The 22108-nt window shown below is 70.2% G+C and carries 22 protein-coding genes; 5 read left to right on the forward strand and 17 right to left on the reverse strand.

Going from position 1 to position 22108, the window contains the following annotated elements:
* Positions 1-53: 53 nt before the first annotated feature.
* Together HF576_RS07615 and HF576_RS07620 are read left to right on the forward strand one after the other, a co-directional pair.
* The gene (locus HF576_RS07615; RefSeq protein WP_168912220.1) at positions 54-1631 is read left to right on the forward strand and encodes a molybdopterin-dependent oxidoreductase; all 1578 of its coding nucleotides are present in this window, start codon (positions 54-56) and stop codon (positions 1629-1631) included.
* A gap of 33 nt (positions 1632-1664) precedes the next feature.
* Complete coding sequence (locus HF576_RS07620; RefSeq protein ID WP_168912221.1) at positions 1665-3800, forward strand: prolyl oligopeptidase family serine peptidase; 2136 nt, start codon at positions 1665-1667, stop codon at positions 3798-3800.
* 81 nt (positions 3801-3881) lie between these two features.
* Here the strand turns inward: HF576_RS07620 and HF576_RS07625 are convergent, their stop codons facing one another.
* From HF576_RS07625 to coaBC, 6 genes are all read right to left on the reverse strand, one after another.
* Complete coding sequence (locus HF576_RS07625) at positions 3882-4910, reverse strand: ATP-dependent 6-phosphofructokinase (RefSeq protein ID WP_168912222.1); 1029 nt, start codon at positions 4908-4910, stop codon at positions 3882-3884.
* A gap of 115 nt (positions 4911-5025) precedes the next feature.
* Positions 5026-6105 carry a hypothetical protein gene (locus tag HF576_RS07630; RefSeq protein ID WP_168912223.1) on the reverse strand — a complete coding sequence of 360 codons (1080 nt, stop codon included), beginning with the start codon at positions 6103-6105 and terminating at the stop codon, positions 5026-5028.
* A gap of 89 nt (positions 6106-6194) precedes the next feature.
* Positions 6195-8345: a DEAD/DEAH box helicase gene (locus tag HF576_RS07635; protein ID WP_168912224.1), complete on the reverse strand. Its 2151-nt coding sequence runs from the start codon at positions 8343-8345 to the stop codon at positions 6195-6197.
* Positions 8346-8585: 240 nt separating this feature from the next.
* Entirely contained in the window at positions 8586-9245 is a 660-nt protein-coding gene (locus HF576_RS07640) for a hypothetical protein (RefSeq protein ID WP_168912225.1), read from the reverse strand.
* Positions 9246-9322: 77 nt separating this feature from the next.
* A complete protein-coding gene (locus tag HF576_RS07645; protein ID WP_168912226.1) occupies positions 9323-10222 on the reverse strand; it encodes a glycerophosphodiester phosphodiesterase in 900 nt (299 codons plus the stop codon).
* Positions 10223-10300: 78 nt separating this feature from the next.
* Entirely contained in the window at positions 10301-11524 is a 1224-nt protein-coding gene (coaBC, locus tag HF576_RS07650; RefSeq protein ID WP_168912227.1) for a bifunctional phosphopantothenoylcysteine decarboxylase/phosphopantothenate--cysteine ligase CoaBC, read from the reverse strand.
* A gap of 48 nt (positions 11525-11572) precedes the next feature.
* On the opposite strand from coaBC, the gene HF576_RS07655 reads away from it, so the two are divergent.
* Positions 11573-12292: an NRDE family protein gene (locus HF576_RS07655; protein WP_168912228.1), complete on the forward strand. Its 720-nt coding sequence runs from the start codon at positions 11573-11575 to the stop codon at positions 12290-12292.
* Positions 12293-12508: 216 nt separating this feature from the next.
* The gene (locus HF576_RS07660; RefSeq protein ID WP_168912229.1) at positions 12509-13225 is read left to right on the forward strand and encodes a hypothetical protein; all 717 of its coding nucleotides are present in this window, start codon (positions 12509-12511) and stop codon (positions 13223-13225) included.
* 59 nt (positions 13226-13284) lie between these two features.
* On the opposite strand, the gene HF576_RS07665 is transcribed toward HF576_RS07660, so the two are convergent.
* The 10 genes from HF576_RS07665 to HF576_RS07710 all read right to left on the reverse strand — a co-directional run bounded on the left by HF576_RS07665 (position 13285) and on the right by HF576_RS07710 (position 20668).
* The gene (locus tag HF576_RS07665; protein ID WP_168912122.1) at positions 13285-13428 is read right to left on the reverse strand and encodes a hypothetical protein; all 144 of its coding nucleotides are present in this window, start codon (positions 13426-13428) and stop codon (positions 13285-13287) included.
* Complete coding sequence (locus HF576_RS07670) at positions 13428-14291, reverse strand: aldehyde dehydrogenase family protein (protein ID WP_168912230.1); 864 nt, start codon at positions 14289-14291, stop codon at positions 13428-13430. Before HF576_RS07670 ends, HF576_RS07665 begins: the two co-directional genes overlap by 1 nt.
* A complete protein-coding gene (locus tag HF576_RS07675) occupies positions 14288-15730 on the reverse strand; it encodes an aldehyde dehydrogenase family protein (RefSeq protein ID WP_168912231.1) in 1443 nt (480 codons plus the stop codon). Before HF576_RS07675 ends, HF576_RS07670 begins: the two co-directional genes overlap by 4 nt.
* A 25-nt stretch (positions 15731-15755) precedes the next feature.
* Positions 15756-16763 (reverse strand): deoxyribose-phosphate aldolase, encoded by a 1008-nt coding sequence (gene deoC / locus HF576_RS07680; protein WP_168912232.1) that lies wholly within the window; start codon positions 16761-16763, stop codon positions 15756-15758.
* A 43-nt stretch (positions 16764-16806) separates the two neighbouring features.
* Positions 16807-17187 carry a hypothetical protein gene (locus HF576_RS07685; RefSeq protein ID WP_168912233.1) on the reverse strand — a complete coding sequence of 127 codons (381 nt, stop codon included), beginning with the start codon at positions 17185-17187 and terminating at the stop codon, positions 16807-16809.
* A gap of 48 nt (positions 17188-17235) precedes the next feature.
* The gene (locus HF576_RS07690; RefSeq protein WP_168912234.1) at positions 17236-18207 is read right to left on the reverse strand and encodes a bifunctional riboflavin kinase/FAD synthetase; all 972 of its coding nucleotides are present in this window, start codon (positions 18205-18207) and stop codon (positions 17236-17238) included.
* Positions 18204-18647: a hypothetical protein gene (locus tag HF576_RS07695; RefSeq protein ID WP_168912235.1), complete on the reverse strand. Its 444-nt coding sequence runs from the start codon at positions 18645-18647 to the stop codon at positions 18204-18206. The genes HF576_RS07690 and HF576_RS07695 overlap by 4 nt, the downstream gene beginning before the upstream one ends.
* 70 nt (positions 18648-18717) lie before the next feature.
* Positions 18718-19086 (reverse strand): hypothetical protein, encoded by a 369-nt coding sequence (locus HF576_RS07700; RefSeq protein ID WP_168912236.1) that lies wholly within the window; start codon positions 19084-19086, stop codon positions 18718-18720.
* Positions 19083-19982 (reverse strand): tRNA pseudouridine(55) synthase TruB, encoded by a 900-nt coding sequence (gene truB, locus HF576_RS07705; protein ID WP_168912237.1) that lies wholly within the window; start codon positions 19980-19982, stop codon positions 19083-19085. Before truB ends, HF576_RS07700 begins: the two co-directional genes overlap by 4 nt.
* The gene (locus HF576_RS07710; protein ID WP_168912238.1) at positions 19982-20668 is read right to left on the reverse strand and encodes a nucleoside/nucleotide kinase family protein; all 687 of its coding nucleotides are present in this window, start codon (positions 20666-20668) and stop codon (positions 19982-19984) included. Before HF576_RS07710 ends, truB begins: the two co-directional genes overlap by 1 nt.
* 37 nt (positions 20669-20705) lie before the next feature.
* Between HF576_RS07710 and HF576_RS07715 the strand changes: the two genes are divergently transcribed.
* Positions 20706-21572 (forward strand): HhH-GPD family protein, encoded by an 867-nt coding sequence (locus HF576_RS07715; RefSeq protein WP_168912239.1) that lies wholly within the window; start codon positions 20706-20708, stop codon positions 21570-21572.
* A 40-nt stretch (positions 21573-21612) separates the two neighbouring features.
* On the opposite strand, the gene rbfA is transcribed toward HF576_RS07715, so the two are convergent.
* Complete coding sequence (gene rbfA, locus HF576_RS07720; RefSeq protein ID WP_168912240.1) at positions 21613-22050, reverse strand: 30S ribosome-binding factor RbfA; 438 nt, start codon at positions 22048-22050, stop codon at positions 21613-21615.
* Positions 22051-22108 lie beyond the last annotated feature (58 nt).

Raw genomic sequence — 22108 nt, forward strand, 5'->3', positions numbered from 1 at the left:
CCCGCCGCGAACAACCACCGGGCGCAACGGCGTCGGCGACGGAGGGGCGGCACATGCGAACGCGGATGGCAGGGGCACGCTTCTGGTTGCTGGCCGCGGGTGCCGGCGTCGTCTCGGCGGCCGTGCTGCTCGCCACCGCCGAGCTGGTGGCTCTGGTCACCGCCCGCGAGGTCAGCCCGCTGCTGGCCGTCGGCTCGTTCGTCATCGACATCGTGCCGCAGCCGCTCAAGGAGCTGGCTATCAGCACCTTCGGCGAGTACGACAAGATCGCGCTGCTGGCCGGCCTCTGCCTCGCCGTCGTGGTGGCGTCGTCGATCGCCGGGCTGGTCGAGCTGGCCAGGCCGCTGTGGGGCGTCGCACTGCTCACCGTCGGCGCCGCTCTGGCGACAGCCGCGATCCTCACCCGGGCCGGCGCGACCACGTTCGCCTTCCTCCCGCCGCTCGCCGGCGCTGCCGCCGGCGGCGCGGTGCTGTGGCTGCTGACGCGGCGGCTCCGCGCATGGCGTGATGCCGCGTCGGCCCCCTCCCCCGAATCCGACGCGGCCACCGGATCCGCCGTCGCGCCGAACCGTCGCGCCTTCCTCACGTTGGCCCTGATCTCGGCCGCAGCGGCGGTCGTGGTCGGTGTGGGAGCACGGGCGGTGTCGGTGGCCACGAGCTCGATCGCCGGCATCCGTGACGCGCTTCGTCTGCCGGCACCGCGCTCGAAGGTGTCGATTCCCGCGGGCGCCGAGCTCGACGTGCCGGGTCTCTCGCCGCTCATCACGCCGAACAGCGACTTCTACCGCGTCGACACCGCCCTCACGGTGCCTTCGATCGACCCACAGTCCTGGCGGCTGACCATCGACGGCATGGTGGAGCAACCGCTCGAGCTCACTTTTCAGGAGCTGCTGGACCGCGGGCTCGACGAGTATGCGATCACTCTCACCTGCGTGTCGAACGAGGTCGGCGGCGGTCTCGTCGGAAACGCCATCTGGACCGGCGTGCCGGTGCGCGATCTGCTGCGACTGGCGAAGCCCACCGGGGGTGCGGACATGGTGCTCTCGCGCAGCGTCGACGGCTTCACCGCCGGTACGCCGCTCGAGACTCTCACCGACGATGACCGCGACGCCATCCTCGCCGTCACGATGAACGGCGAGCCGCTCCCTTTCGAACACGGATTCCCGGTGCGCATGGTGGTGCCGGGCCTCTACGGCTACGTGTCGGCGACCAAATGGCTCACCCAGCTCACGGTGACGACGTTCGAGAAGGACGAGGCGTACTGGACGCCGCGCGGCTACAGCGCCAAGGCCCCCATCAAGATGTCGTCGCGCATCGACACCCCGCGCGCAGGCACGCCCATCGACGCCGGAGCCATCGCGATCGCCGGCATGGCGTGGGCGCAGACGATCGGCATCGAGCGGGTCGAGGTCTCGATCGACGACGGCGACTGGCAGCCGGCGGAGCTGTCGGCGCCGCTCAACGACGACACCTGGGTGCAGTGGCGGCTGGCGTGGGAGGCGACGCCGGGAACGCACTACATCACGGCGCGCGCGGTCGACAACGACGGGACGGTCCAGATCCAGGAGCGCGCGCCCATCGCGCCCGACGGCTCGACCGGCTGGCAGCGTCTGCTCATCACCGTCCGCTGAGCCGGTGCCCGGGGGCTCGACTAGCGTAGACATGTGACCGTCGACGACACGCTTGCCGCAGCATCCGCCCGTACATCCGCACCGATCGCCGAAGCCCGGCCGATCGTCCGCACCCACCACGGTGATGAGGTCGAGGATCGCTACGAGTGGCTCCGCGCCAAGGAGGACGCCGCCGTCATCTCGCACCTCGAAGCCGAGAACGCCTACACCGAGGAACGCACCGCGCACCTCGCGGGACTGCGCGAGCGCATCTTCGAGGAGATCAAGGGCCGCACCCTCGAGACCGACCTGTCGGTGCCGACGCGGCGCGGCCAGTGGTGGTACTACGGGCGCACCGTCGAGGGCAAGCAGTACGGCATCCAGTGCCGTGCGCCGCTCGCGTCGCCCGACGACTGGACGCCGCCCGAGCTGTCGCCCGATACCGAGGTCCCGGGCGAGCAGATCCTGCTCGACGGCAACATCGAGGCCGAGGGGCACGAGTTCTTCTCGCTCGGCAGCTTCGAGGTCTCGAACGACGGAACGCTGATGCTCTACGGCGTCGATGTCGCCGGCGACGAGCGCTACACGGTGCGCGTGCGCAACCTCGTCACCGGCGAGCAGCTGCCCGACGAGATCCCCGAGACGTTCGCGGGCGCCACGTTCTCACCCGACGGCCGGTTCATCGTCTACACCACCGTCGACGACGCCTGGCGCCCCGACACCGTGTGGCTGCACGAGCTGGGCACCTCGGTCGACGACGACGCCAAGCTCTTCCACGAACCCGACGAGCGCTACTGGGTCGGGGCCGGATTCACGCGCAGCGACCGCTACCTCGTGATCGGGCTCGGCTCGTCGATCACGTCGGAGGAATGGCTCGTGGATGCCTCCGACCTGCGCTCGGAGCCGCGCGTGGTGTGGCCGCGCGTCGAGGGCGTCGAGTACGAGAGCGCGCACGCCGTCGTGGACGGCGAGGACGTGCTCTTCGTCCTGCACAACGACGGCGCCCTGGACTTCGAACTCGTGCGGGTCCCCGCATCCGATCCCGCCGGCGGCCGCTCCGTCGTGATCCCCCACCGTGCCGGCGAGCGGTTGCTCGGCGTGTCGACCTTCCGCGACTGGGGCGTGCTCGGCTACCGCCGCGGCGGTCTGGCGCGTCTGGGCATGCTCGACTACGCCACCGGTGAGGTGAGTGAGATCGAGTTCGACGAGCCGCTGTACTCGGTCGGGTCCGGCGGCAACCCGGAGTGGGCTCCCCCGCTGCTGCGCGTGGGCTACGGCTCGTTCGTGACGCCCGGGACGGTGTACGACCTTGATGTGGCCACGCGCGAGCTGCATCTGCGCAAGCGCCAGCCGGTGCTCGGCGGCTACGAGCCCGAAGACTACGCGCAGTCGCGCGTGTGGGCGACCGCGCAGGACGGCACCCAGATCCCGATCTCGCTCGTCTACAAGCGGTCGTTCGGCGAAGTCGGGGACGCTCCGCGTCCGCTGCACCTGTACGGCTACGGGTCGTACGAGCACTCGATCGAACCCGGGTTCTCGGTCGCCCGCCTGTCGGAGCTCGACCGCGGCGTCGTCTTCGCCGTGGCGCACGTGCGGGGCGGCGGCGAGATGGGCCGCCAGTGGTACGAGGACGGCAAGCTACTGAACAAGCGCAACACGTTCACCGATTTCGTCGACAGCGCGCGGCACCTGGTCGAGGGCGGGTACACCACGCCGTCCCAGATGGTCGCGGAAGGCGGTTCGGCCGGCGGGCTCCTGATGGGCGCCGTCGCCAACCTTGCCCCCGAGCTGTTCGCCGGAGTCCTGGCGGATGTGCCGTTCGTCGATGCCCTCACGACGATCCTCGATCCGTCGCTGCCGCTCACCGTGATCGAGTGGGACGAGTGGGGCGACCCGCTGCACAACGCCGACGTCTACGCCTACATGAAGTCGTACTCGCCGTACGAGAACGTGCGGACGGATGCTGCGTACCCGAAGATCCTCGCGGTGACCTCGCTCAACGACACCCGCGTGCTGTACGTGGAGCCGGCGAAGTGGGTTGCGCGGCTGCGTGAGGTCGGCGCCGACGCCCTGCTGAAGTGCGAGATGGTCGCCGGCCACGGCGGCGTCAGCGGCCGCTACAACGCGTGGCGCGAGCGCGCGTTCGAACTGGCGTGGCTGCTCGACGTGCTCGGCGTCGCCGACGCCTGAGCCCTGCAGCTCCCCGGGAGGCGGCGACGGCTCCCACCCGGCCTCTGCGGCCGGCCCTCTCCGTCGAGGAAGCCCGCGACCTCAGCCGAAGAGGGCGGCGGCCTCTTCGTAGCGGTAGAGGGGCACGGTGTTGAGCTCGCCGAGCGCCTCGGCGAAGGGCACGCGCACGATGTCGGTGCCGCGCATCGCGACCATCTGGCCCCATGCGCCGTCGACGACCGCGTCGGCGGCGTGCAGACCGAGCCGCGTCGCGAGGACGCGGTCGAAGCCGGAGGGCGAGCCGCCGCGCTGGATGTGCCCCAGCACGGTCGAGCGCGTCTCGATGCCGGTGATGCGCTCGATCTCGGGCGCGAGGACCTCGCTGATGCCGCCGAGGCGCGGACGGTTGAACGCGTCGAGACCCTTGTCGCTGAAGGCCTCGTCCATGCCCGTGAGGGTGAAGCCCTCCGACACCACGACGAGCGGTGCGCGGCCACGGTCGTGCGCCTTGGTGACCTGCGCGCAGATCTCGTCGATCGACATCGGCACCTCGGGGATGCAGATCGCGTGGGCACCGGCGGCCATGCCCGCGTGCAGCGCGATCCAGCCGACGTGGCGCCCCATGACCTCGGCGACCATGCAGCGCTGGTGCGAGTCGCCGGTGGTGCGCAGGCGGTCCATCGCGTCGGTCGCGATGTTGACGGCGGTGTCGAAGCCGAACGAGTAGTCGGTGGCGCGCAGGTCGTTGTCGATCGTCTTCGGCACGCCGAGCACGTTGATGCCGTCATTGGCGAGACGGTTGGCCGCCGCGAGGGTGCCTTCTCCGCCGATCGCGATGATCCCGTCGATGCGGTGGCCGTACATCGTCTTGGCGATGTTCTCGGCTCCCCCGCGCGGGCCCTCGTACGGGTTCGTGCGGCTGGTGCCGAGGATCGTCCCGCCCACCTTCGACAGGCCCTTGACCTCGTGGCGCGTCAGCGGGAAGAAGTCGCCGTCCACGACACCCCGCCAGCCGTCGCGGATGCCGACGAACTCGAGGTCGTACGTCGTCGTGCCCTTGAGCACCACGCCGCGGATGACCGCGTTCAGTCCGGGGCAGTCGCCGCCACTCGTCAGGATGCCGATCTTCATAGCTCAAGTTCCTCGCTGTCGGGTGAAGAGAGTCGGCGACGCTGCCTCACCCGACATTAGTGCCGGATGCCGCCGCCTGCCACACGCCGCAGGGCCGTCGACTCCTCCGTCGGGATCAGTCGCGTTCGCGGCGCCAGACTCCGTCGTCTCGCCGCCACCGCTCCTGGTCAGCGGGTCGCGCAGACACGCCGCGGAACCAGTACGTCTCGTCGGGATTCCATCCGGCGAGGACCGAGGCGTGTGATCCGTCGAGATCGATCGATCGCGTCGCCGCTGAGAGGTAGCCGGTGACCGTGAGGTGCACGCCGTCGGCTTCGGTCGCGACGCCCGACCAGTCCGGGATCACCCACCGACCGTCGCGACCGGTGACTCGATACCAGTCGTGGCGGCGGGAGGCGGTGACGTCGAGGGGATGCCTCCGGCACAGGTCTGCCCAGTCCTCAGGGCTCCGGATCTCGATCACGCGGGACGGGTACGCGTCCACAGGCAGGGCGACCGCGTCATCGCCTCCGAGGGAATCCTCGACGAACCACAGCCCCGCCGGACCGTCGTCAGAGAAGGCGCGAGAGGTGCGCACGAGTCCGAAAGGCGGTGTCGACCACCACTCGCCGCTCCAGTTCGCGGTGACATCCGCGGGCCGTTCCGCTGCCGCTCGGACGTCGTCGTCCAGGACATGCCGGCGCCACGCGGCGAGCTCGGCGCCGAGTTCTGCAGGCGGCCGCCCGCCACCCTCCCGCGGCGTGGCCCATTGGTTGCGCTCGTCGACCGGAGAGAGCCACCATCCCGCATCGGGGCCCGACGCGATGACCTCTGCGACCCGTCGGAGCGGTGCTGAGAAGTCCTCCTCGGCGGCCAGCCGGTCGGCGCCATCGGCTTCCTGCCAATAGCGGGCGTTGCCGACCGAATCGGCGAGGGCGTCGCGCAGCAGGGCCCGCGACGGCGACTGCAGCGGAATCGTGGCGAATGCCTCCGCTGCCTGCGAGGGCGACACCGTCGGTGGCACGAACCTCTCAGCTTTCACGTCGCCGAACAGCTGGGCCAAAGTACCCGATCCCAAGGCGTAAACGGCCCAGGCGACGGCGGTCGCGGCATCCTGCGCATCCGGCGTCCCGCGCCGCGCGCAGGCCATCGCGAACTCGAAGCACAGGCGGCGGCCGCGTGGGCCGGCCAGCAGTGCATCGACGTTCATGGTCATCCCGCCACCCTAACTACGATGACGCACGCCGCAACCGAGAGGAGGACGCGCGCCTGGCAGGCGCGCGTCCTCCCTCGATGCGATGCGTCTTACTCGGCGCCGAGCGCCTGACGCGTGAGATGCATGAGCGCCGAGAGCTGCACCGAGTCGCTCGACTGCGGGTCGACGGCTTCGCCGTCGAGGGCGCGCTGTGCGAGCCCCTGCTTGGAGTCGATGAGCTCGGCGATCTTGGTGTCGATCGTGTGCGCCGCGATGATGCGCCACGCCGTGACCGGCTCGTCCTGGCCGATGCGGTGCACGCGGTCGATCGCCTGCGTCTGCTCGGCGGCCGTCCACGACAGCTCGGCGAGGACGACGTTGGAGGATGCCTGCATGTTGACGCCGACGCCTGCAGCGGTCAGCGAACAGACCGCGATCCCGACATCGGGGTCGTTGTTGAACGCGTCGATCGCCTGCTGCCGCGCGGTGGTGGTCTGGTCGCCGCGCAACGACACGGTCTTCAGCCCGACACCGGCGAAATGGGCCTCGGCGGCATCCATGACGTCGATGTGCTTGGCGAAGAACACGACCTTGCCGACCGAACGCTGCAACTGGGCGGCATAGTCTGCGGCGAGCAGGGCCTTGGCCTGACCGATTTTGCGGACCATGGTGAACACGTTCTCCGAGCCCGTGCCGGCGGCCTTGGACTCCTCCAGCTCGTTCTGCGCCACGAGACGCACGATGTCGGCATCCACCTCGCCCGGAGCGAGTCCGCGATCACCGCGCGCCTCGATGATCCGACGGTAGCGAGCGGCGAGGCGCTCGCCGAGCTCGCGCTCGGCCTGGCGGATCGAACGGCCGAACTCGTCGTCCAGCTCGACGGGCAGGTCCGCGACGAGCTTGTCGGGAAGGTCGGCGGCGACATCCTTCTTCTTGCGCCGAACGATGCCCATCGAGATCACGGCGTTGCGCGCCTCGGGGTAGAACGCCTTGTCGGCGGGCGTGAGCCCGGTCTCGTCCAGCTTCTCCATCAGCACCGGACCGGGCTTCTCGCCGGTGGTCCAGCCCAGGAACCGCCAGATCGCGTCGAAGTCCTCGACGTCGTTGATGAGCGGCGTGCCGGTGAGTGCGAGCAACAGCGGGTTGCTGACCTGTTCCCGGATGCGGGACGCCAGAGCCAGCACGTTCTGCGAGCGCTGCGACGTGAGGTTCTTGATGAAGTGCGCCTCGTCGACGACCATGCCCTTCAGCCCGAGCGAGCTGAGCCAGGAGAGGTGGCGATCGAGGATCTCGTAGTTGACGATGAACACGTCGGCGAAGGCGTCGATGTTCTCGCCGTCCCCGTGGATGACGGTCGCACGTCGCTGCGGTGTCCAGCGCTCGACCTCGCGCGCCCAGTTCATCTTGACGACGTTCGGGACCACGGCCAGCAGCGGGTACGCGTTCGCGACGGATGCCGCGAGCACCGACTCCGCGGTCTTGCCCAGGCCGGGTTCGTCGGCGAGCAGGAACGAGCGGTGCCCCATGCGGACCGCTTCGAGGAAGCGGGACTGGTGCGGCATGACCTCGAGGCCCCGGGGCGACAGCCGGTCGAACTCGGGCACCTCGGGGAGATCCATCGAAGCCGCGGCACCGCCGGCGCCGGTCTCGAACGCCTTGTACAACGGGCCCATCAGCTCCCAGCTGTCCAGGCGCCGGCGCGGAGTCTCCTTCGGCGCGCGAACGGACAGATCGGGCGCGAGGAACGGATTCGCCATCTGGCGCGCTTCGACCTGCGGAGGGATGACCTGCCGTTCGGCGAGCGCTGCAGGAACGACGGGCACCGCAACCGGGGCGACGTCCGTGATGATGAGCTCGTCCGGCGGCAGTTCCGCCCCGGACTCGAGCAGCCAGTCGCGCCGCATGCGTCGCGCGACGGGTGACGTGGCCTGATCGACCTCGAGCAGCTGGATCAGCGACGTGTCGCGAGCTGCCGTCTTCGCGAGGATGGTGGCCACGCCGTCGAGCCGCTTGAGCAGCTCCGCGCGCACAGCATCCGTCAATTCGGTGTCCGCCTTCACGCGGGCGCGCTCCTCGCGCACCAGGAAGGCGATCACCTGGAACTTGACGCGGTTTGTCGGTCCGAGCTTGCCGCGCTGAGCCTTGGCCTCGACCTCGCGCACCTTGCGGGCGAGGATCGGGATGATCGGAGCCTCGTCGTCGCGACGTGCGGACGAGGTCTTGCGGCGACGCTGCGCCGTCTGGGGTGCCGTGGTCGGCATGCTCCTCCTGAGCGTGAGTGCCGGATCGGGACCGGCGATGATCGGATGATGACACCGATGGTTGAGCGTGCTCCCGCGGGCGGCGCGCACGCCGTCACGAACGCGGGATCGGAAGCGATCGTCGACGGCCGCGGGCACTCGCTTCTGCGAGCTGCGACATCGTCAGCGGTCTTCCTCGCCCCATTCTAAGGGGAATGACGCTCAATCGGGAGAAAGAGAGCCCGAACAAGTTGACGAGCCTCAGCCCCAGAGGGTCGCGACGACGTCCTCGGTGTAGCCGTCGGGCGAGAAATTGATCCACGCGGTGGTGACCACCGCGCCCTCACCGAGGTAGTGCGTCTCGCCGCGCGTGTACTCCTGATCGTCGAGCGTGATTCCGCGCTGCTCGATACGGCAGATCGTGCCGTCGCCGAGCGGTTCGCACCCGAACCCGGCAGCCGGCAGGGTCTCGGCGAGTGCGGCGCTCTGGGCGTCATCGATCACGGTGACGTTGGTCGCCAGCCCGAACTCGCTGGGCTCGCCCCACGAGCAGCGGATCGTGGGGGCGCCGCCGTGGATGATCTCGAGCAGCTCCGCGTTCTCGGTCGACAGCATCGTCACGCCGGGGTCGTTCAGCGGCGGGTTGGCGGCCTCCAGCTCGGCGAGCATCTCGGCGGAGTAGATCTCCTCGCACGACGACGGCAGCGCGAACCCGGCGTCGGGCAGCTCGGTCTCGACCGGGCTCACCGACGGGCCGGGGGTCGGAGCCTCGAGCGATGTGGTCGAGCTGGGCTTCGGCGTCTGGCCGGGTTCCGGCTGGCATCCGGTCGCCACCATCGCCACTGCCGACGCGGCGACGACTGCCACCATGATGCGCCGCGCCGCACTCCGAGCACCGAGCTCCTTGCCACGTCGAAGCATGTCACCTCCGTCAATACCGTGCTCCGAGCCTACGGTGCGAGGTCCGGACGGCCCGGGTGACGCGGCCGGTGAGCGGCTCAGTCCGAACCGGCGTATGCCCGCTGCCACTCCGAGAGCGTATGGGGGTCGTCGGTGACGATGCCGTCCACGCCGAGCGCGGTCACGGCATCCCAGTGGGCATCGCGGTTGAGGGTGTAGACGACGACGCGCGCATCGGCCGCGTGCAGCTGGTCGACGATCTCGGGGCGCGCGAGCACGGCTTTGCGGCTGACGACCACGCCACGCGCTCCGGCTTCGGCGACCGCGCTGACGACATCGGTCGGCACGTGCTTGAGGATCAGCAGGCGCGACACGACATCCGAGGCGGCGGCGGCGAGGGCCAGCGTTCGTGCGTCGAAGCTGGCGAGCGCGACGCGGTCTTCGAGATCGCGTGCCGTCACGCCGGCCACAGCGGAGCCGACCGCTGCGGCATCCCACTCCCCCTTCAATTCGACGATCGCGCGCCCGCCGGACGGAGCGAGCGCATCGAGGAACTCCTCGAGCGTGGGCACGCGCGTCCCGGCGTACCGCGGGTCGAACCAGGATCCGGCGTCGAGCGCCCGCACTTCGGCGAGCGTGAGCTCCGCGATCCGGCCGTGGCCATCGGTCGTGCGATCGACCGTGGCGTCGTGCATGAGCACGGGATGCCGGTCGAACGTGAGTGCGACATCGACCTCGACGTAGTCGAAACCTCCCGCCAGGGCGGCGGCGATGGCGGGCAAGGTGTTCTCGGGCGCCGTCGCGGCACCGCCGCGATGGCTGGCGATGAATGCGGCATCGCCTGGAGTCCGTGGGTCACCCAGCAGCTCGCGCGCACTGACGCGTGACGGCGCCGCAGCGAGCACGGCGATCACCATGCCGGCCGCCGCGAGAACGCAGACGATGAACAGGGCGTGGGTCCTGTCGCGGGCGCGATCGGACACCGCGGAGTGGGGCATCGGGCATGTCCTCCGGGTCGTGCACCACGTCCTCGTCGACGTGGTGCCGACCACTCTACATGCGCCGTTACCTTTTCGTTACTCTTTCTGCCGGAGCGCGACGACGGCGTCCCACAGTGCGTCCGCGACCTGCCGTTTGGTGCCGTTCCGCGTGGCCACGACGCCGCCCGCGGCGTCCAGGATCGTCAGCGCGTTGTCGTCGGATTCGAACCCCTTCGACCACCCCACCTCATTGACGGCGAGGAGGTCGGCCCCCTTGCGCGCCGCTTTGCGTCGTCCGCGCTCGAGCAGCGTCTCGCCGTCGCCGGGGGTCTCGGCCGCGAAGCCGACGACCGTCTGTCCGTCGCGCCGTCGGCCGACCAGACCCGCGAGCAGGTCCTCGTTCTCGATGAGGTCGAGCGTGATGCCGCCGTCCGGTGCCGTCTCCTTCGTGCGCTTGCGCGGTGACACCTCGGCCACGCGGTAGTCCGCCACGGCCGCCGCCATCACGACGACGTCCGCGGCCTCGGCGGCGCCGGCCACCCGCTCTCCGAGCTCGACGGCCGTGCCGGCTCGCTCGACGGAGATGCCGGCGCGGGAGGATGCCTCGGCGAGGACGCCGTCGTCGACGTGCGCGGCGATCAGCCGCACGTCGGCACCGCGGTCGGCCGCGGCGAGCGCCACCGCGATGCCCTGCCTTCCACTCGACCGATTGCCGATGAAACGCACGGGGTCGATGGGCTCGCGCGTGCCGCCCGCGGTCACGACGACCCGCAGGCCCTCGAGGTCCCGCGGTGCGGCGCCTGCCGCGGCCAGCGCCGCGTTGAAGATCGCCTCGGGCTCTGACATCCGTCCCGGCCCGCTGTCTCCGCCGGTCAGTTCGCCGTCGTCGGGACCGACCAGGATCACACCACGCTCCCGCAGTGTGGCGATGTTGTGCGCCGTCGCTGGGTGTCGCCACATCTCGGTGTGCATCGCCGGCGCGACGACGACCGGTGCTGTGGTGGCGAGTAGGGTCGTTCCGAGAAGGTCGTCCGCGAGTCCCGCGGTCATCTTCGCCAGGGTGTTCGCCGTCGCGGGCGCCACGATCACGAGATCGGCCGACTGGCCGAGCGCGACGTGCCGCACGCGTGCGACGTCGTCGTGGACGGAGGTGGTCACCGGGTGGCGGCTGATCGACTCCCAGGTGGGAAGTCCGACGAACCGCAGGGCATCGTCGGTCGGCACGACGTGGACCTCGTGCCCCTCCTTCACCAGGAGGCGCACGAGCTGCACCGTCTTGTAGGCGGCGATCCCGCCCGTGACTCCGACTACGACGAACACCCTCCGATCTTGGCACGACACCGGATCGCGACAGGCAGGAGCTGAAAGATGTGCACCGTCGTCATCCGTGTTCCCGCGTCGGCCGACCAGCCGACGCGCGTGCTGGCGATCCGCGACGAAGACCCTGCCCGCCCCTGGAACCCGCTCGGGCGGTGGTGGCCCGAGCCGCACGCGGGCATCGTCGGCGTGCGGGACGTGCGTGCCGGAGGCGCGTGGCTTGCGGCCGAGCCCGAGACCGGGCGGCTCGCCGTGCTGCTAAACCGCGCGGACGTGTCGACCCGCCCGGAATCCGAGCTGGTATCCCGCGGGGGCATCGTGCTCGAATCGGTCGCCGGCCGCTCCCCCGTCGGCGAGCCCGCGACCCACGGCTTCAATCTCGTCGAGGTCGCCGGCCCCCGCGCGCGTGTGCTGACATGGAACGGCTCTGCACTGCGTGCGGTGGATCTGGCACCCGGCACGCACATGATCGCGCACGACGACGTCGACGACCCCACGACGCCGCGGATCGCGCGGTGGCTGGGCGAGTTCCGCGCCGCCGAACCCATCGACGGCGAACGATGGTGGATGCCGTGGGTCGCCGTCTTGCAGAGGTCGGCGGAGCTGGGCAGCACCGATGACCGCGCGATCATCCGCGACAACCGCCCCCACGGCTACCCGACGTTGTCGCTCCTCGCGTGCGTCGCGTCGGTGTCGCCGCACGACATCGACGTGCACTACGGCGAGCTGGCCGAGCCCGGCCACTGGGGTGCAGGCCTCGAGCTGGCCTGACCCGCCACCCCGAGGCATCCTGCACCTGCTCCGCCATCTCCCGTCGCGCGGACTCAGAATCGGATCCGCCGCAGCGGATGTTCGCCGCGCCACGCCGGTCGCTGGATGCCGCAACGCGGCGAGTCGCCGGCCCGGTCCGCACCTGCGGATCCGATTCGCGGTCGGCGAGCGACAAGCTCTGGTCCCGGCGACCTCGCACCCGGTACATTCGCGATGATGAAACTCTCGGCCAAGATCACCGTCGCGACGTCCGTGCTGGTCGTGGCCGGCCTTGTCGCCCTTGCCGCTCCTGCAGTCGCCACCTTCGGTCAGGCCGCGCACAGCGCAGCGGAGGGGGTGGGCAGTTTCGCCGAGACTCTGGAGCCGACCGCCGCCGCAACGCTCGAACTCCCGGCCACCGAGCCGGCGGCCGTCGTCGACACCGACCCGTGTGCGGAGCGGGCCTGGATCAACACGGGTCGCATGCACGCCAGCCTGAGCGGCGATCTCGTCGACATGGGCGCTCGCGACCTCGCCGCTGGCACCGTAGGCCTCGACGACGAGGGTCGGGTCAAGACGTACACCGTCGCGCCCGGTGACGCGCTCTTAGCGATCGGCGACCGATTCTGCATCGAGAACCCGCTGGCCATCAGCGGCCTCAACCACACGCACATGATCGCGCCCGGCGAGGTGCTGCTGCTCGCTCCTGACAGCTCGATCCCCTGGGTCGACTACTACATCCCGCCCGACGCGCCTGGAGGATTCGAACAGGTCCCATATCAGCTCGCACTGCAGGCCATGAGTCGGGCCGCTCACGCGGGCGACGTCGATGCCATGCGCACCATCTTCGCGGACGGTCTGCGAGAGATGTTCCCCCGTCTGGCTGACGCCGACCTGATCGCGCAGGCGCTCGACCGAGGCGACCTCGACGTTCTGCGCCAGATGTTCGCATAGCCAGCAAGTGAAGGCCCCGCTTCCCACCCGGGAGGCAGGGCCTTCTCCGTTCCCGGGGCCTAGTCGGTCGTTCCCGACCGCACCCAGTTCTGGACGCACCAGATCACGTTGTACAGGTTGAACGGGGCGACGTCGTAGGTATCCCACCGCTGCCCGAGGCGGGCGGTCCAGGCGGGGATGCGGCCGCAGCGGCGGTCAAGCACTAGACCAGGCTCTTGGTGTGCCAGACGGTCTTGGTCTCGGTGAAGGCGGCGATTCGCTGCAGGCTCGGGGCCGCGGCATCCGTCCCGTTCTCGGGAGGAAGGACGCGTGTGAGCGTCTCGGCGGCAGCGATCTGCAGATCGACCCAGTCCAGGTCGCCGGCGCCGACGAGGTCGAGCGCATGCACGTCGGGGTGGGACGCCAGCCATGGCGCGAGCTCGGCGGGCGAGCCGGTCAGCACGTTGACGACACCGCCGGGCACATCCGAGGTGGCCAGCACCTCGGCGAGCGAGATCGCCGACAGCGGGTAGCGCTGCGCCGCTACGACGACCACCGAATTGCCGGTCACGAGTGCCGGGGCGATGGCCGAGACCAGCCCGACGAGGGCCGTGTCCTGCGGGGCGATGACGCCGACGACCCCGGTGGGCTCGGGCACGGAGATGTTGAAGTAAGGGCCGGCGACGGGGTTGCCGTTGCCGGCAACCTGCCCGAACTTGTCACACCAGCCGGCGTACCAGACCCAGCGGTCGATCGCTTCGTCGACTTCTGCGGTCGCGGCCGACGCCGACACCCCGGTCTGCTGCACGATCTCGTCGACGAACTGCGCGCGGCGGCCCTCGAGCAGCTCGGCCACGCGATACAGCACCTGACCGCGGTTGTAGGCGGTGGCGCCCGACCAGCCCTTGACGGCGCCACGAGCTGCGACGACAGCATCCCGTGCGTCCTTGCGGGAGGCCAGCGCCGCATTGGCCAGGAACGCGCCCTTGTTCGAGACGACCTCGTAGGTGCGGCCGGACTCGCTGCGCGGGAAGGCGCCGCCGATGAAGAGCTTGTACGTCTTCGGAACGCTGAGTCGCTTGCTCATGCGCGCGCTCCCTTCAGGTAGGCGGCCAGTCCGTGGCGGCCGCCCTCGCGACCGTACCCGGATTCCTTGTACCCGCCGAACGGCGAGGACGGGTCGAATCGGTTGAACGTGTTCGCCCACACCACGCCAGCGCGCAGCCGATCGGCCACGGCGAGGATGCGGGAGCCCTTGTCGGACCAAATGCCCGCCGACAGCCCGTAGGGAGTGTTGTTCGCCTTGTCGATCGCCTCGGACGGCGTGCGGAAGGTGAGCACCGACAGCACCGGCCCGAAGATCTCGTCGCGGGCGATGCGGTGGCTGGCCTGCACATTCGTGAAGATCGTCGGCGCGAACCAGAAGCCGTTGTCGGGGATGACGCAGTCCGCGCTCCAGCGCTCTGCGCCCTCCTCCTCGCCGATGCGGCTGAGCTCGCGGATGCGGTCCAGCTGCTCGCGCGAATTGATGGCGCCGATGTCGGTGTTCTTGTCCAGTGGATCGCCCAGCCGCAGCGTCGACAGGCGGCTCTTGAGTCGGTCGACGACCTCATCGTGGATCGACTCCTGCACGAGCAGCCGGCTGCCGGCGCAGCACACGTGGCCCTGGTTGAAGAAGATGCCGTTGACGATGCCCTCGATCGCCTGGTCGATCGGAGCGTCTTCGAACACGATGTTCGCGGCCTTGCCGCCGAGCTCGAGCGTCAGCTTCTTGTCGGTGCCGGCGACGGACTTCGCGATCTCGCGACCCACGCCGGTCGAGCCGGTGAAGGCGACCTTGTCGACATCGGGGTGCCGCACGATGGCCGCCCCCGTCGACCCTGCACCGGTGACGATGTTGACGACGCCGGGCGGCAGGTCGGCCTGCTGCAGGATCTCGGCGAAGATGAGTGCCGACAGAGGCGTCGTCTCGGCCGGCTTGATGACGACGGTGTTGCCCGCGGCGAGCGCCGGTGCGATCTTCCACGCGAGCATGAGCAGCGGGAAGTTCCAGGGGATCACCTGTCCGGCGACACCGAGCGGCTTCGGGTCGGCCCCGAGGCCCGCGTAGTCGAGCTTGTCAGCCCAGCCTGCGTAGTAGAAGAACCACGCGGCGACCAGCGGCACGTCGACGTCGCGGCTCTCCTTGATCGGCTTGCCGTTGTCGAGGCTCTCCGCGACCGCCAGCTCGCGGGCGCGCTCCTGCACCAGGCGCGCGATGCGGAAGAGGTACTTGCCCCGGTCGCGTCCGCTCATCTTCGACCAGGTCTTGTCGAAGGCGCGACGGGCGGCGACGACCGCGGCATCGACATCCGCCTCGCTCGCCGAGGCGATCGTGGCGATGTGCTTCTCGTCGGCCGGAGAGATGGTGGCGAAGGATTCGCCCGTGCCCTCCCGGAAGTCGCCGTCGATGAAGAGGCCGTACTCGGGCTTCAGTGAGAGGATCGCCCGGGACTCGGGAGCCGGGGCGTATTCGAGGAAACTCATGTCAGTCCTAGTCGCCTTGTCTGTCTTAGTCGATCGTGACGTAGTCGGCGCCGGAGTAGTGCCCGGTCTTCAGCTTCTGACGCTGCAGCAGCACGTCGTTGAGGAGGCTGGATGCTCCGTACCGGAAGAGGTGCGGCTGCAGCCACTCCTCGCCCACGGTCTCGGCGACGGTCACGAGGTACTTGATGGCGTCCTTGGACGTGCGGATGCCGCCCGCGGGCTTGACGCCGACCTTCTCGCCCGTCGCACGATGCCAGTCGCGCACGACCTCGAGCATCAGCAGCGTGACGGGGAGGGTCGCCGCCGGCGACACCTTGCCGGTGGAGGTCTTGATGAAGTCGCCGCCCGCGAGGATCGACAGCCACGAAGCGCGTTTGACGTTGTCGTATGTGTTGAGCTCACCGGTCTCGAGGATCACCTTGAGCGACGCGTACGTGCCGTCTTCGCGACGGCACGCCTGCTTCACGCGGGCGATCTGGTCGAACACCAGCCCGTACCGGCCGGCGAGGAACGCGCCGCGGTCGATCACCATGTCGATCTCGTCCGCGCCGTGCGCCACGGCCTCCGCGGTGTCGGCGAGCTTGATCTCCAGCGACGCACGTCCGCTCGGGAACGCCGTCGCTACCGCAGCGACCGAGACGCCGCCTTCGTCGGGGTCGCCGTGAGCGGAACCGAGCGCTGCCACGGCGTGCGGCACCATGTCGCCATACACACAGACGGCCGCGACTCGCGGACACGTCGGGTCGGAGGCATCCGGATTCAACGCCTTCGCAACGAGCGAGCGCACCTTGCCCGGCGTGTCGGCGCCCTCGAGGGTCGTGAGGTCGATGAGCTCGATGATCTTGTCGAGCGCCCACGCCTTGGACGTCGTCTTGATCGAGCGGGTGCCCAAGCCCGCCGCGCGCTGCTCGAGACCGACGGCGTCCACGCCTGCCAGCCCGTGCAGGTAGCGCCGCAGGGTGGTGTCGTCGGGCTCGCCGCCGAGCAGCTCGACGGCCCGCTCGGGCAGCGTCTGCAGGTCGGTCCGGCTCATTGTTCTCCCTCAGTCATGTGGCTCGTGCGAGGGCGAGGACGCCTCACCCGGTGGTCTTGGCCGGCGCGGGTTGCGGGACGCTCGTCCTCGAGTGCCGCAGCAGGACGACGACGCCGATCCCGACGACGACCACGAACGCGATCGACAGTGTCGAGAAGGCGAACCAGTTCTCGTCCAGGGCGAGGACGATCGCCGCCGAGATGACCGCGATCGCCGCGGCCGCCAGCTTGGATGCGAACTTCAAGCCTACCCCGGGTGTGAGCCTCCCGGCGGGCGAGTCACCGCGCGAGAGGATCAGGTCGGCGAACGCATCGAGCGTGGCCAGCAGCGACGCCGAGTACGCGACGGCGCAGCCGAGCGCACCCCACAGGTTGACGGGATTCGCGGCGGCGGCGTCGGCGGCGAGGAGTTCCAGCGGATTCACGCCTCGATCGTAGGCGTCGGAGGGCGCGCGGGTCTACGGCGCGGCCGGTCAGGACAGCTCGCGCCGCACTTGCGCGACGTCGTCGGTCATCTGCGTGATGAGCGGCTCAACTCCTTCGAACGCGACCATGCCACGGATCCGCTCGACGAACTCGACGTCGACGACGTGCCCGTACAGGTCGAGATCCGTCTCGTCGAGCACGTACGCCTCGACCTGCGGCACGTCGATGTCGTCGAAGGTGGGGTTCGTGCCCACGCTGATCGCCGCCGGATAGCGCACGCTGCTGCGGGGATTCAGGGCGCCGTCGCCCGGTGCGCCGCCATCGACCAGCCAGCCGGCGTACACGCCCTCGGCGGGCACGAATCCCTCGAGGTCGGCGGCGAGATTCGCGGTCGGGAAGCCCAGCTCGCGTCCGCGCTTGAGGCCGTGGACGACCTCGCCGCGCACCGCGTGCGGACGGCCGAGGAGCCGCGCGGCACCCGCGACGTCGCCTTCGGTCAGCAGCTCGCGCACCCATGTGGAAGACACCCGGCGCCCCTCGTCGATCGCTCTCACGTCCTCGATCACGTCGACCTCGAACCCGAACTCGGCGCCGAGCTCGCGCAGCAGTTCGGGGTTGCCCGCACCGCCGCGGCCGAAGCGGAAGTCGGCGCCGACGAGCACGATCCGCACCCCCAGTGCGCCGACGAGCACGTGCTCGACGAACTCGCGGGCGCCGAGGTCTGCCAGTGCGCGATCGAAGGTGAGCATGAGCGTCGCGTCGACCCCGGTGTCGGCCAGCAGCTGCAGCTTCTGCCCCGCGCTGACCAGGCTGTCGGGGCAGATCTCGGGACGCAGCAGAGCGAGCGGGTTGCGGTCGAAGGTGACCGCGACCACGCGGGCCCCCGCGGCGGCGGCATCCACGCGGGCGCGGTCGATCACCGCTCGGTGACCCGAGTGCACGCCGTCGAACTTGCCGATCGCGACCACGGAGGGGCCGAACCCGGCCGGGACATCGCCCGGGGCGCGGAAGACGATCACGACCTCGCCTCCGCAGCTGCGGTGACGGGGACGGATGCCGCGGGCCGGTGCGTCACCAGCCACCACAGGCCGAGGAACGGCAGCACGAGCGGAACGAAGACGTAGCCGCGCCCGAACCACGACCAGACCGAGTCGTGGGCGAACAGCTCGGGGACGGCGAGGCTCAGAGTGCCGACGACCAACACCCCCACGAGCTCGAACACGATCGCCACCCAGGCCACCAGATACCAGCCGCGCCGGCCCGCGAACACCAGGGCGAGCGTCGCGACGATGTAGACGACGGCCGACACCGCCGACAGCGTGTAGGCCAGCGGTGCCTCGTCGAACCGCTGCACGATCTGGACGAAGGAGCGGCCGGTGGCGGCGAGCGCCATGATCGCGTACACGATCACGAGCACGCGGCCGATTCCGGTCATGCGAGGGCGGGGCGGCGTCGACATATCCCCTCGATTTTAGTTCGGATGCCGCTCCCCCGGCGCCGCGCGGATGTGCGGCCCTGCCGGGCGGCGATCACGCGACCTGGACGGTCCAGATGACCTGCATGCGCCACACCATCACGGCGATCGACAGCGCCGCGATGCCCATGATCACCGTGCTCCAGCGGCTGCGCTCGAGCAGCGCCCATGCGACCGCCGCCAGCGGCAGCAGCGCGGCCGACACGAGGTAGACCCAGAACTCCAGCAGGCTCCCGGTCGGGGGGTTGCCGGCGAGGGGCGCGATGATCGCGATCACGATCTGGGCGACGAGGAGCAGCTCGACGAGGGCGAGCGCGCCGACTGTCCAGTCGCTCGGGCGGCGACCGGCGAGGCCGGCGATGACGCAGAACAGCCCGGCGCCGACCGCGACGACCAGTTGCGCGATCGTGAACCACAGGATCATGCTGATGCCTCCTCGGGCATGTTCATCGCGCTCTTGACGTCGCCGCCGCGGCGCTCGACGATCCCCACCAGCGCGCCGCCGGGATCCACGGCCGCCATCGGCGTCGTCGGGAGTCGTGCGGCCCCACCCGTCAGGCGCTTGCCATGCCGCAGATCCCGCGCCTCGTCGGCTGTGACGTGGAAGCGTCCGAGAACGGACACCGCGGCGTCCGCGGGCGAGACCATCGGTGCACTCGCGAGCGTGTCCAGCCCATGCGCGTCCTGGACGGTGAACGGGCCGATGCGTGTCCGGCGCAGCGCCGTGAGGTGTCCCCCGACGCCGAGGCCGGCACCCAGGTCGCGCGCGAGCGAGCGGATGTAGGTGCCGCTGGAGCAATCCACGACCACATCGAGGTCGACGAAGCCCGCTTCCGCGTCACTGACCTCCCGCCGCGCCAGGACGTCGAAGCGCGACACCGTGACCTCCCGTGCCTTGAGCTGCACGTCCTGCCCGGAGCGCGCCAGGTCGTACGCGCGGCGCCCTTCTACCTTGATCGCCGAGAAGGTGCTCGGCACCTGGGCGATACGCCCGGTCAGCGCGTCGACGCCCTCAACGATTGCCGAAGATGTCAGGGATGCGGCATCCGTCGTCGACACGACCTGGCCGTCGGCGTCGTCGGTGTCGGTCGCGACACCGAGCCGGATGGTCGCCTCGTACGTCTTGTCGAGACCCACCACGAACGTCAGTAGCCGGGTGGCGGCCTCGACGCCGAGCACGAGCAGGCCGGTGGCCATCGGGTCGAGCGTGCCGGCGTGCCCGATCTTGCGCGTGCCGAGTGCGCGCCGGGCTCGCGCGACCACATCGTGCGACGTCATGCCGCCGGGCTTGTCGACGAGGAGGATGCCGGGCGCGACCATCAGCGAACTCCACGGAAGACACGGCGAGGGTGCGCGAGATCGGCGTTGTCGACGATCGCGGACGCGGCCTCTGCGGGGCGCGCCTCACGCAGATAGATCTCCTGTCCCTGCCGGTAGCGCGCGTTCGACGGCGCGTCCGGATCGGGGTCGCTGCCGTCGCGCAGTGCCATGCGGGCGTATGCCACCGGCCAGGGCACCTCGAGCCACACCGACCAATCCCACAGGTCTCGCAGCTCGGCGCGGTGCAGGAACACGCCATCGATCACGAGCACGGCGTCGCGTGGCGCCGTGACCCATTGCGACTCGGCGCGCGCATCTCGGGCGAGGTCGAAAGCGGCCAGCTGGAACCCGGTGCCGGCGCCTGCCTGCGCACCGTCGCGGAACGGATCCACGAGCACGCGGCGGAAGGTCGGGTAGTCGAACGAGTCGCGGTAGAACCCCTCCGGACTCATGCTGCCTCGTGCATATCTCTCCGAGCGAGGCCGATGGAAGTCGTCGATCGACGCCCGGAACACCGCAGCGCCGATCTCGGCGAAGGTCTCGGCGAGACCATCGGCGAAGACGGTCTTTCCCGCGCCGTCGATCCCGTCGACGGCGACGATCACCCGCCCGGCCGGGTAGTGGCGGCGCACGTCGTCCCGGAGGTCACGCCACAGCGTGGTCGTGGGCGTGACGGGAAGGCGCATGCCTCCAGCCTACGGCGGGCGGCTTAGGCTCGAAGGCATGCCCGACCTCGCGACCCCGCTCGCCGCGTGGTATCGCGACAATGCCCGGGATCTGCCGTGGCGCCGACCAGGCTTCGGTGCGTGGGGAGTGCTCGTCAGCGAGTTCATGCTGCAGCAGACGCCAGTCAACCGTGTCGTCCCCCACCTCGAGCGGTGGCTCACCCGCTGGCCCACGCCGGCCGCGCTGGCGGCGGATGCCCCCGCCGAGGCGGTGCGGCAATGGGCCAACCTCGGCTACCCGCGACGGGCGCTCTGGCTGCATCGCGCGGCCGTCGAGATCCGGGATCGTCACGGCGGCGTCGTCCCCCTTGACGTCGACCAGCTGCTGGCGCTCACCGGCATCGGCGACTACACCGCGAGAGCGGTGGCGGTATTCGCGTACGGCGACCGGCATCCCGTCGTCGACACGAACACCAGACGCGTGCTCGCGCGGGCTGTCGACGGCCGGTCGCAGCCGGGACCGCCGTCCCGGCACGACCTCACCGCGATGGAGGCCCTTCTTCCCGACGACATCCGTGCCGCCGCCGTGGTGAACGCTGCCGCCATGGAGCTCGGCGCCACGGTCTGCGTCGCGCGCGTCCCGCGATGCGAAGCCTGTCCGGTCGCCGCGCAGTGCGCGTGGCGCGCCGCCGGGTACCCCGACACGGGCGACACGCGCCGCCGGCAGGCACGGTACGAAGGCAGCGACCGGCAGGCGCGTGGTGCGGTCCTCAAGACCCTGAGGGATGCCGCCGCCCACGCGGTGCCGTTGACCGAGGTCGTGCCGGACTGGCCTGACGCCGGTCAGCGCGACCGCGCGATCGACTCCCTCATCGCCGACGGGCTGGCCGAAGCATCCGACGGACTGCTCCGTCTGCCCGGGTGACTGCCCGAACTGCCGGACTGTCAGCGCGTCGGACGACGGATCAGTCGTCGTCCTCGTCGGCCTCTCGCGGCTTGACGTAGGGGTCGGCCTCGCCCGCGTACGACGCTGCTGCGGCGATCCCCGCCACGGCCTCATCACGCTCGCGGGCCTCGCGCAGCAGGTCCGCGATGTGCCCCGCCGTGTCGGGGAGCGCGTCGGGGATGAACTCCAGCGACGGCGTGAGCCGCACGTTCAGGTGCTTGCCCAGCTCTGAGCGCAGCATCCCGGTCGCCGACTTCAGGGCCTGCGCCGATGCTTCACGCTCCTCGTCCGAACCGAGCACGGTGTAGAACACCGACGCGTGCTGCAGGTCGCCGGTCACCCGTACGTCGGTGATCGTCACGAATCCGAGGCGCGGGTCTCGCAGCCCCTTCTCGAGGCGCTCGGCGAGGACCACGCGGATGCGGTCTCCGAGGCGTGCCTGACGTTCCCCTGCCATGACTCTTCCTTTCAACGGGTGAGGGGCGCCGTGGCTCAGTCGAGCCCACGGCACCCCT

It is taken from the genome of Microbacterium salsuginis (assembly GCF_012524205.1).
In the GTDB taxonomy this organism is placed as follows: Bacteria; Actinomycetota; Actinomycetes; order Actinomycetales; family Microbacteriaceae; genus Microbacterium; species Microbacterium salsuginis.

What these genes read in the sequence shown, in the direction of transcription:
- HF576_RS07695 (WP_168912235.1), bottom strand. Translation starts at nt 18,647, where the DNA reads ATGTCGACGCCGCCCCGCCCTCGCATGACCGGAATCGGCCGCGTGCTC.
- deoC (WP_168912232.1), bottom strand. Translation starts at nt 16,763, where the DNA reads ATGAGCCGGACCGACCTGCAGACGCTGCCCGAGCGGGCCGTCGAGCTG.
- HF576_RS07645 (WP_168912226.1), bottom strand. Translation starts at nt 10,222, where the DNA reads ATGCCCCACTCCGCGGTGTCCGATCGCGCCCGCGACAGGACCCACGCC.
- truB (WP_168912237.1), bottom strand. Translation starts at nt 19,982, where the DNA reads ATGGTCGCGCCCGGCATCCTCCTCGTCGACAAGCCCGGCGGCATGACG.
- HF576_RS07710 (WP_168912238.1), bottom strand. Translation starts at nt 20,668, where the DNA reads ATGCGCCTTCCCGTCACGCCCACGACCACGCTGTGGCGTGACCTCCGG.
- HF576_RS07615 (WP_168912220.1), top strand. Translation starts at nt 54, where the DNA reads ATGCGAACGCGGATGGCAGGGGCACGCTTCTGGTTGCTGGCCGCGGGT.
- HF576_RS07675 (WP_168912231.1), bottom strand. Translation starts at nt 15,730, where the DNA reads ATGAGTTTCCTCGAATACGCCCCGGCTCCCGAGTCCCGGGCGATCCTC.
- HF576_RS07715 (WP_168912239.1), top strand. Translation starts at nt 20,706, where the DNA reads ATGCCCGACCTCGCGACCCCGCTCGCCGCGTGGTATCGCGACAATGCC.
- HF576_RS07640 (WP_168912225.1), bottom strand. Translation starts at nt 9,245, where the DNA reads ATGCTTCGACGTGGCAAGGAGCTCGGTGCTCGGAGTGCGGCGCGGCGC.
- HF576_RS07630 (WP_168912223.1), bottom strand. Translation starts at nt 6,105, where the DNA reads ATGACCATGAACGTCGATGCACTGCTGGCCGGCCCACGCGGCCGCCGC.
- HF576_RS07625 (WP_168912222.1), bottom strand. Translation starts at nt 4,910, where the DNA reads ATGAAGATCGGCATCCTGACGAGTGGCGGCGACTGCCCCGGACTGAAC.
- HF576_RS07670 (WP_168912230.1), bottom strand. Translation starts at nt 14,291, where the DNA reads ATGAGCAAGCGACTCAGCGTTCCGAAGACGTACAAGCTCTTCATCGGC.
- HF576_RS07700 (WP_168912236.1), bottom strand. Translation starts at nt 19,086, where the DNA reads ATGATCCTGTGGTTCACGATCGCGCAACTGGTCGTCGCGGTCGGCGCC.
- HF576_RS07655 (WP_168912228.1), top strand. Translation starts at nt 11,573, where the DNA reads ATGTGCACCGTCGTCATCCGTGTTCCCGCGTCGGCCGACCAGCCGACG.
- HF576_RS07660 (WP_168912229.1), top strand. Translation starts at nt 12,509, where the DNA reads ATGAAACTCTCGGCCAAGATCACCGTCGCGACGTCCGTGCTGGTCGTG.
- HF576_RS07635 (WP_168912224.1), bottom strand. Translation starts at nt 8,345, where the DNA reads ATGCCGACCACGGCACCCCAGACGGCGCAGCGTCGCCGCAAGACCTCG.
- rbfA (WP_168912240.1), bottom strand. Translation starts at nt 22,050, where the DNA reads ATGGCAGGGGAACGTCAGGCACGCCTCGGAGACCGCATCCGCGTGGTC.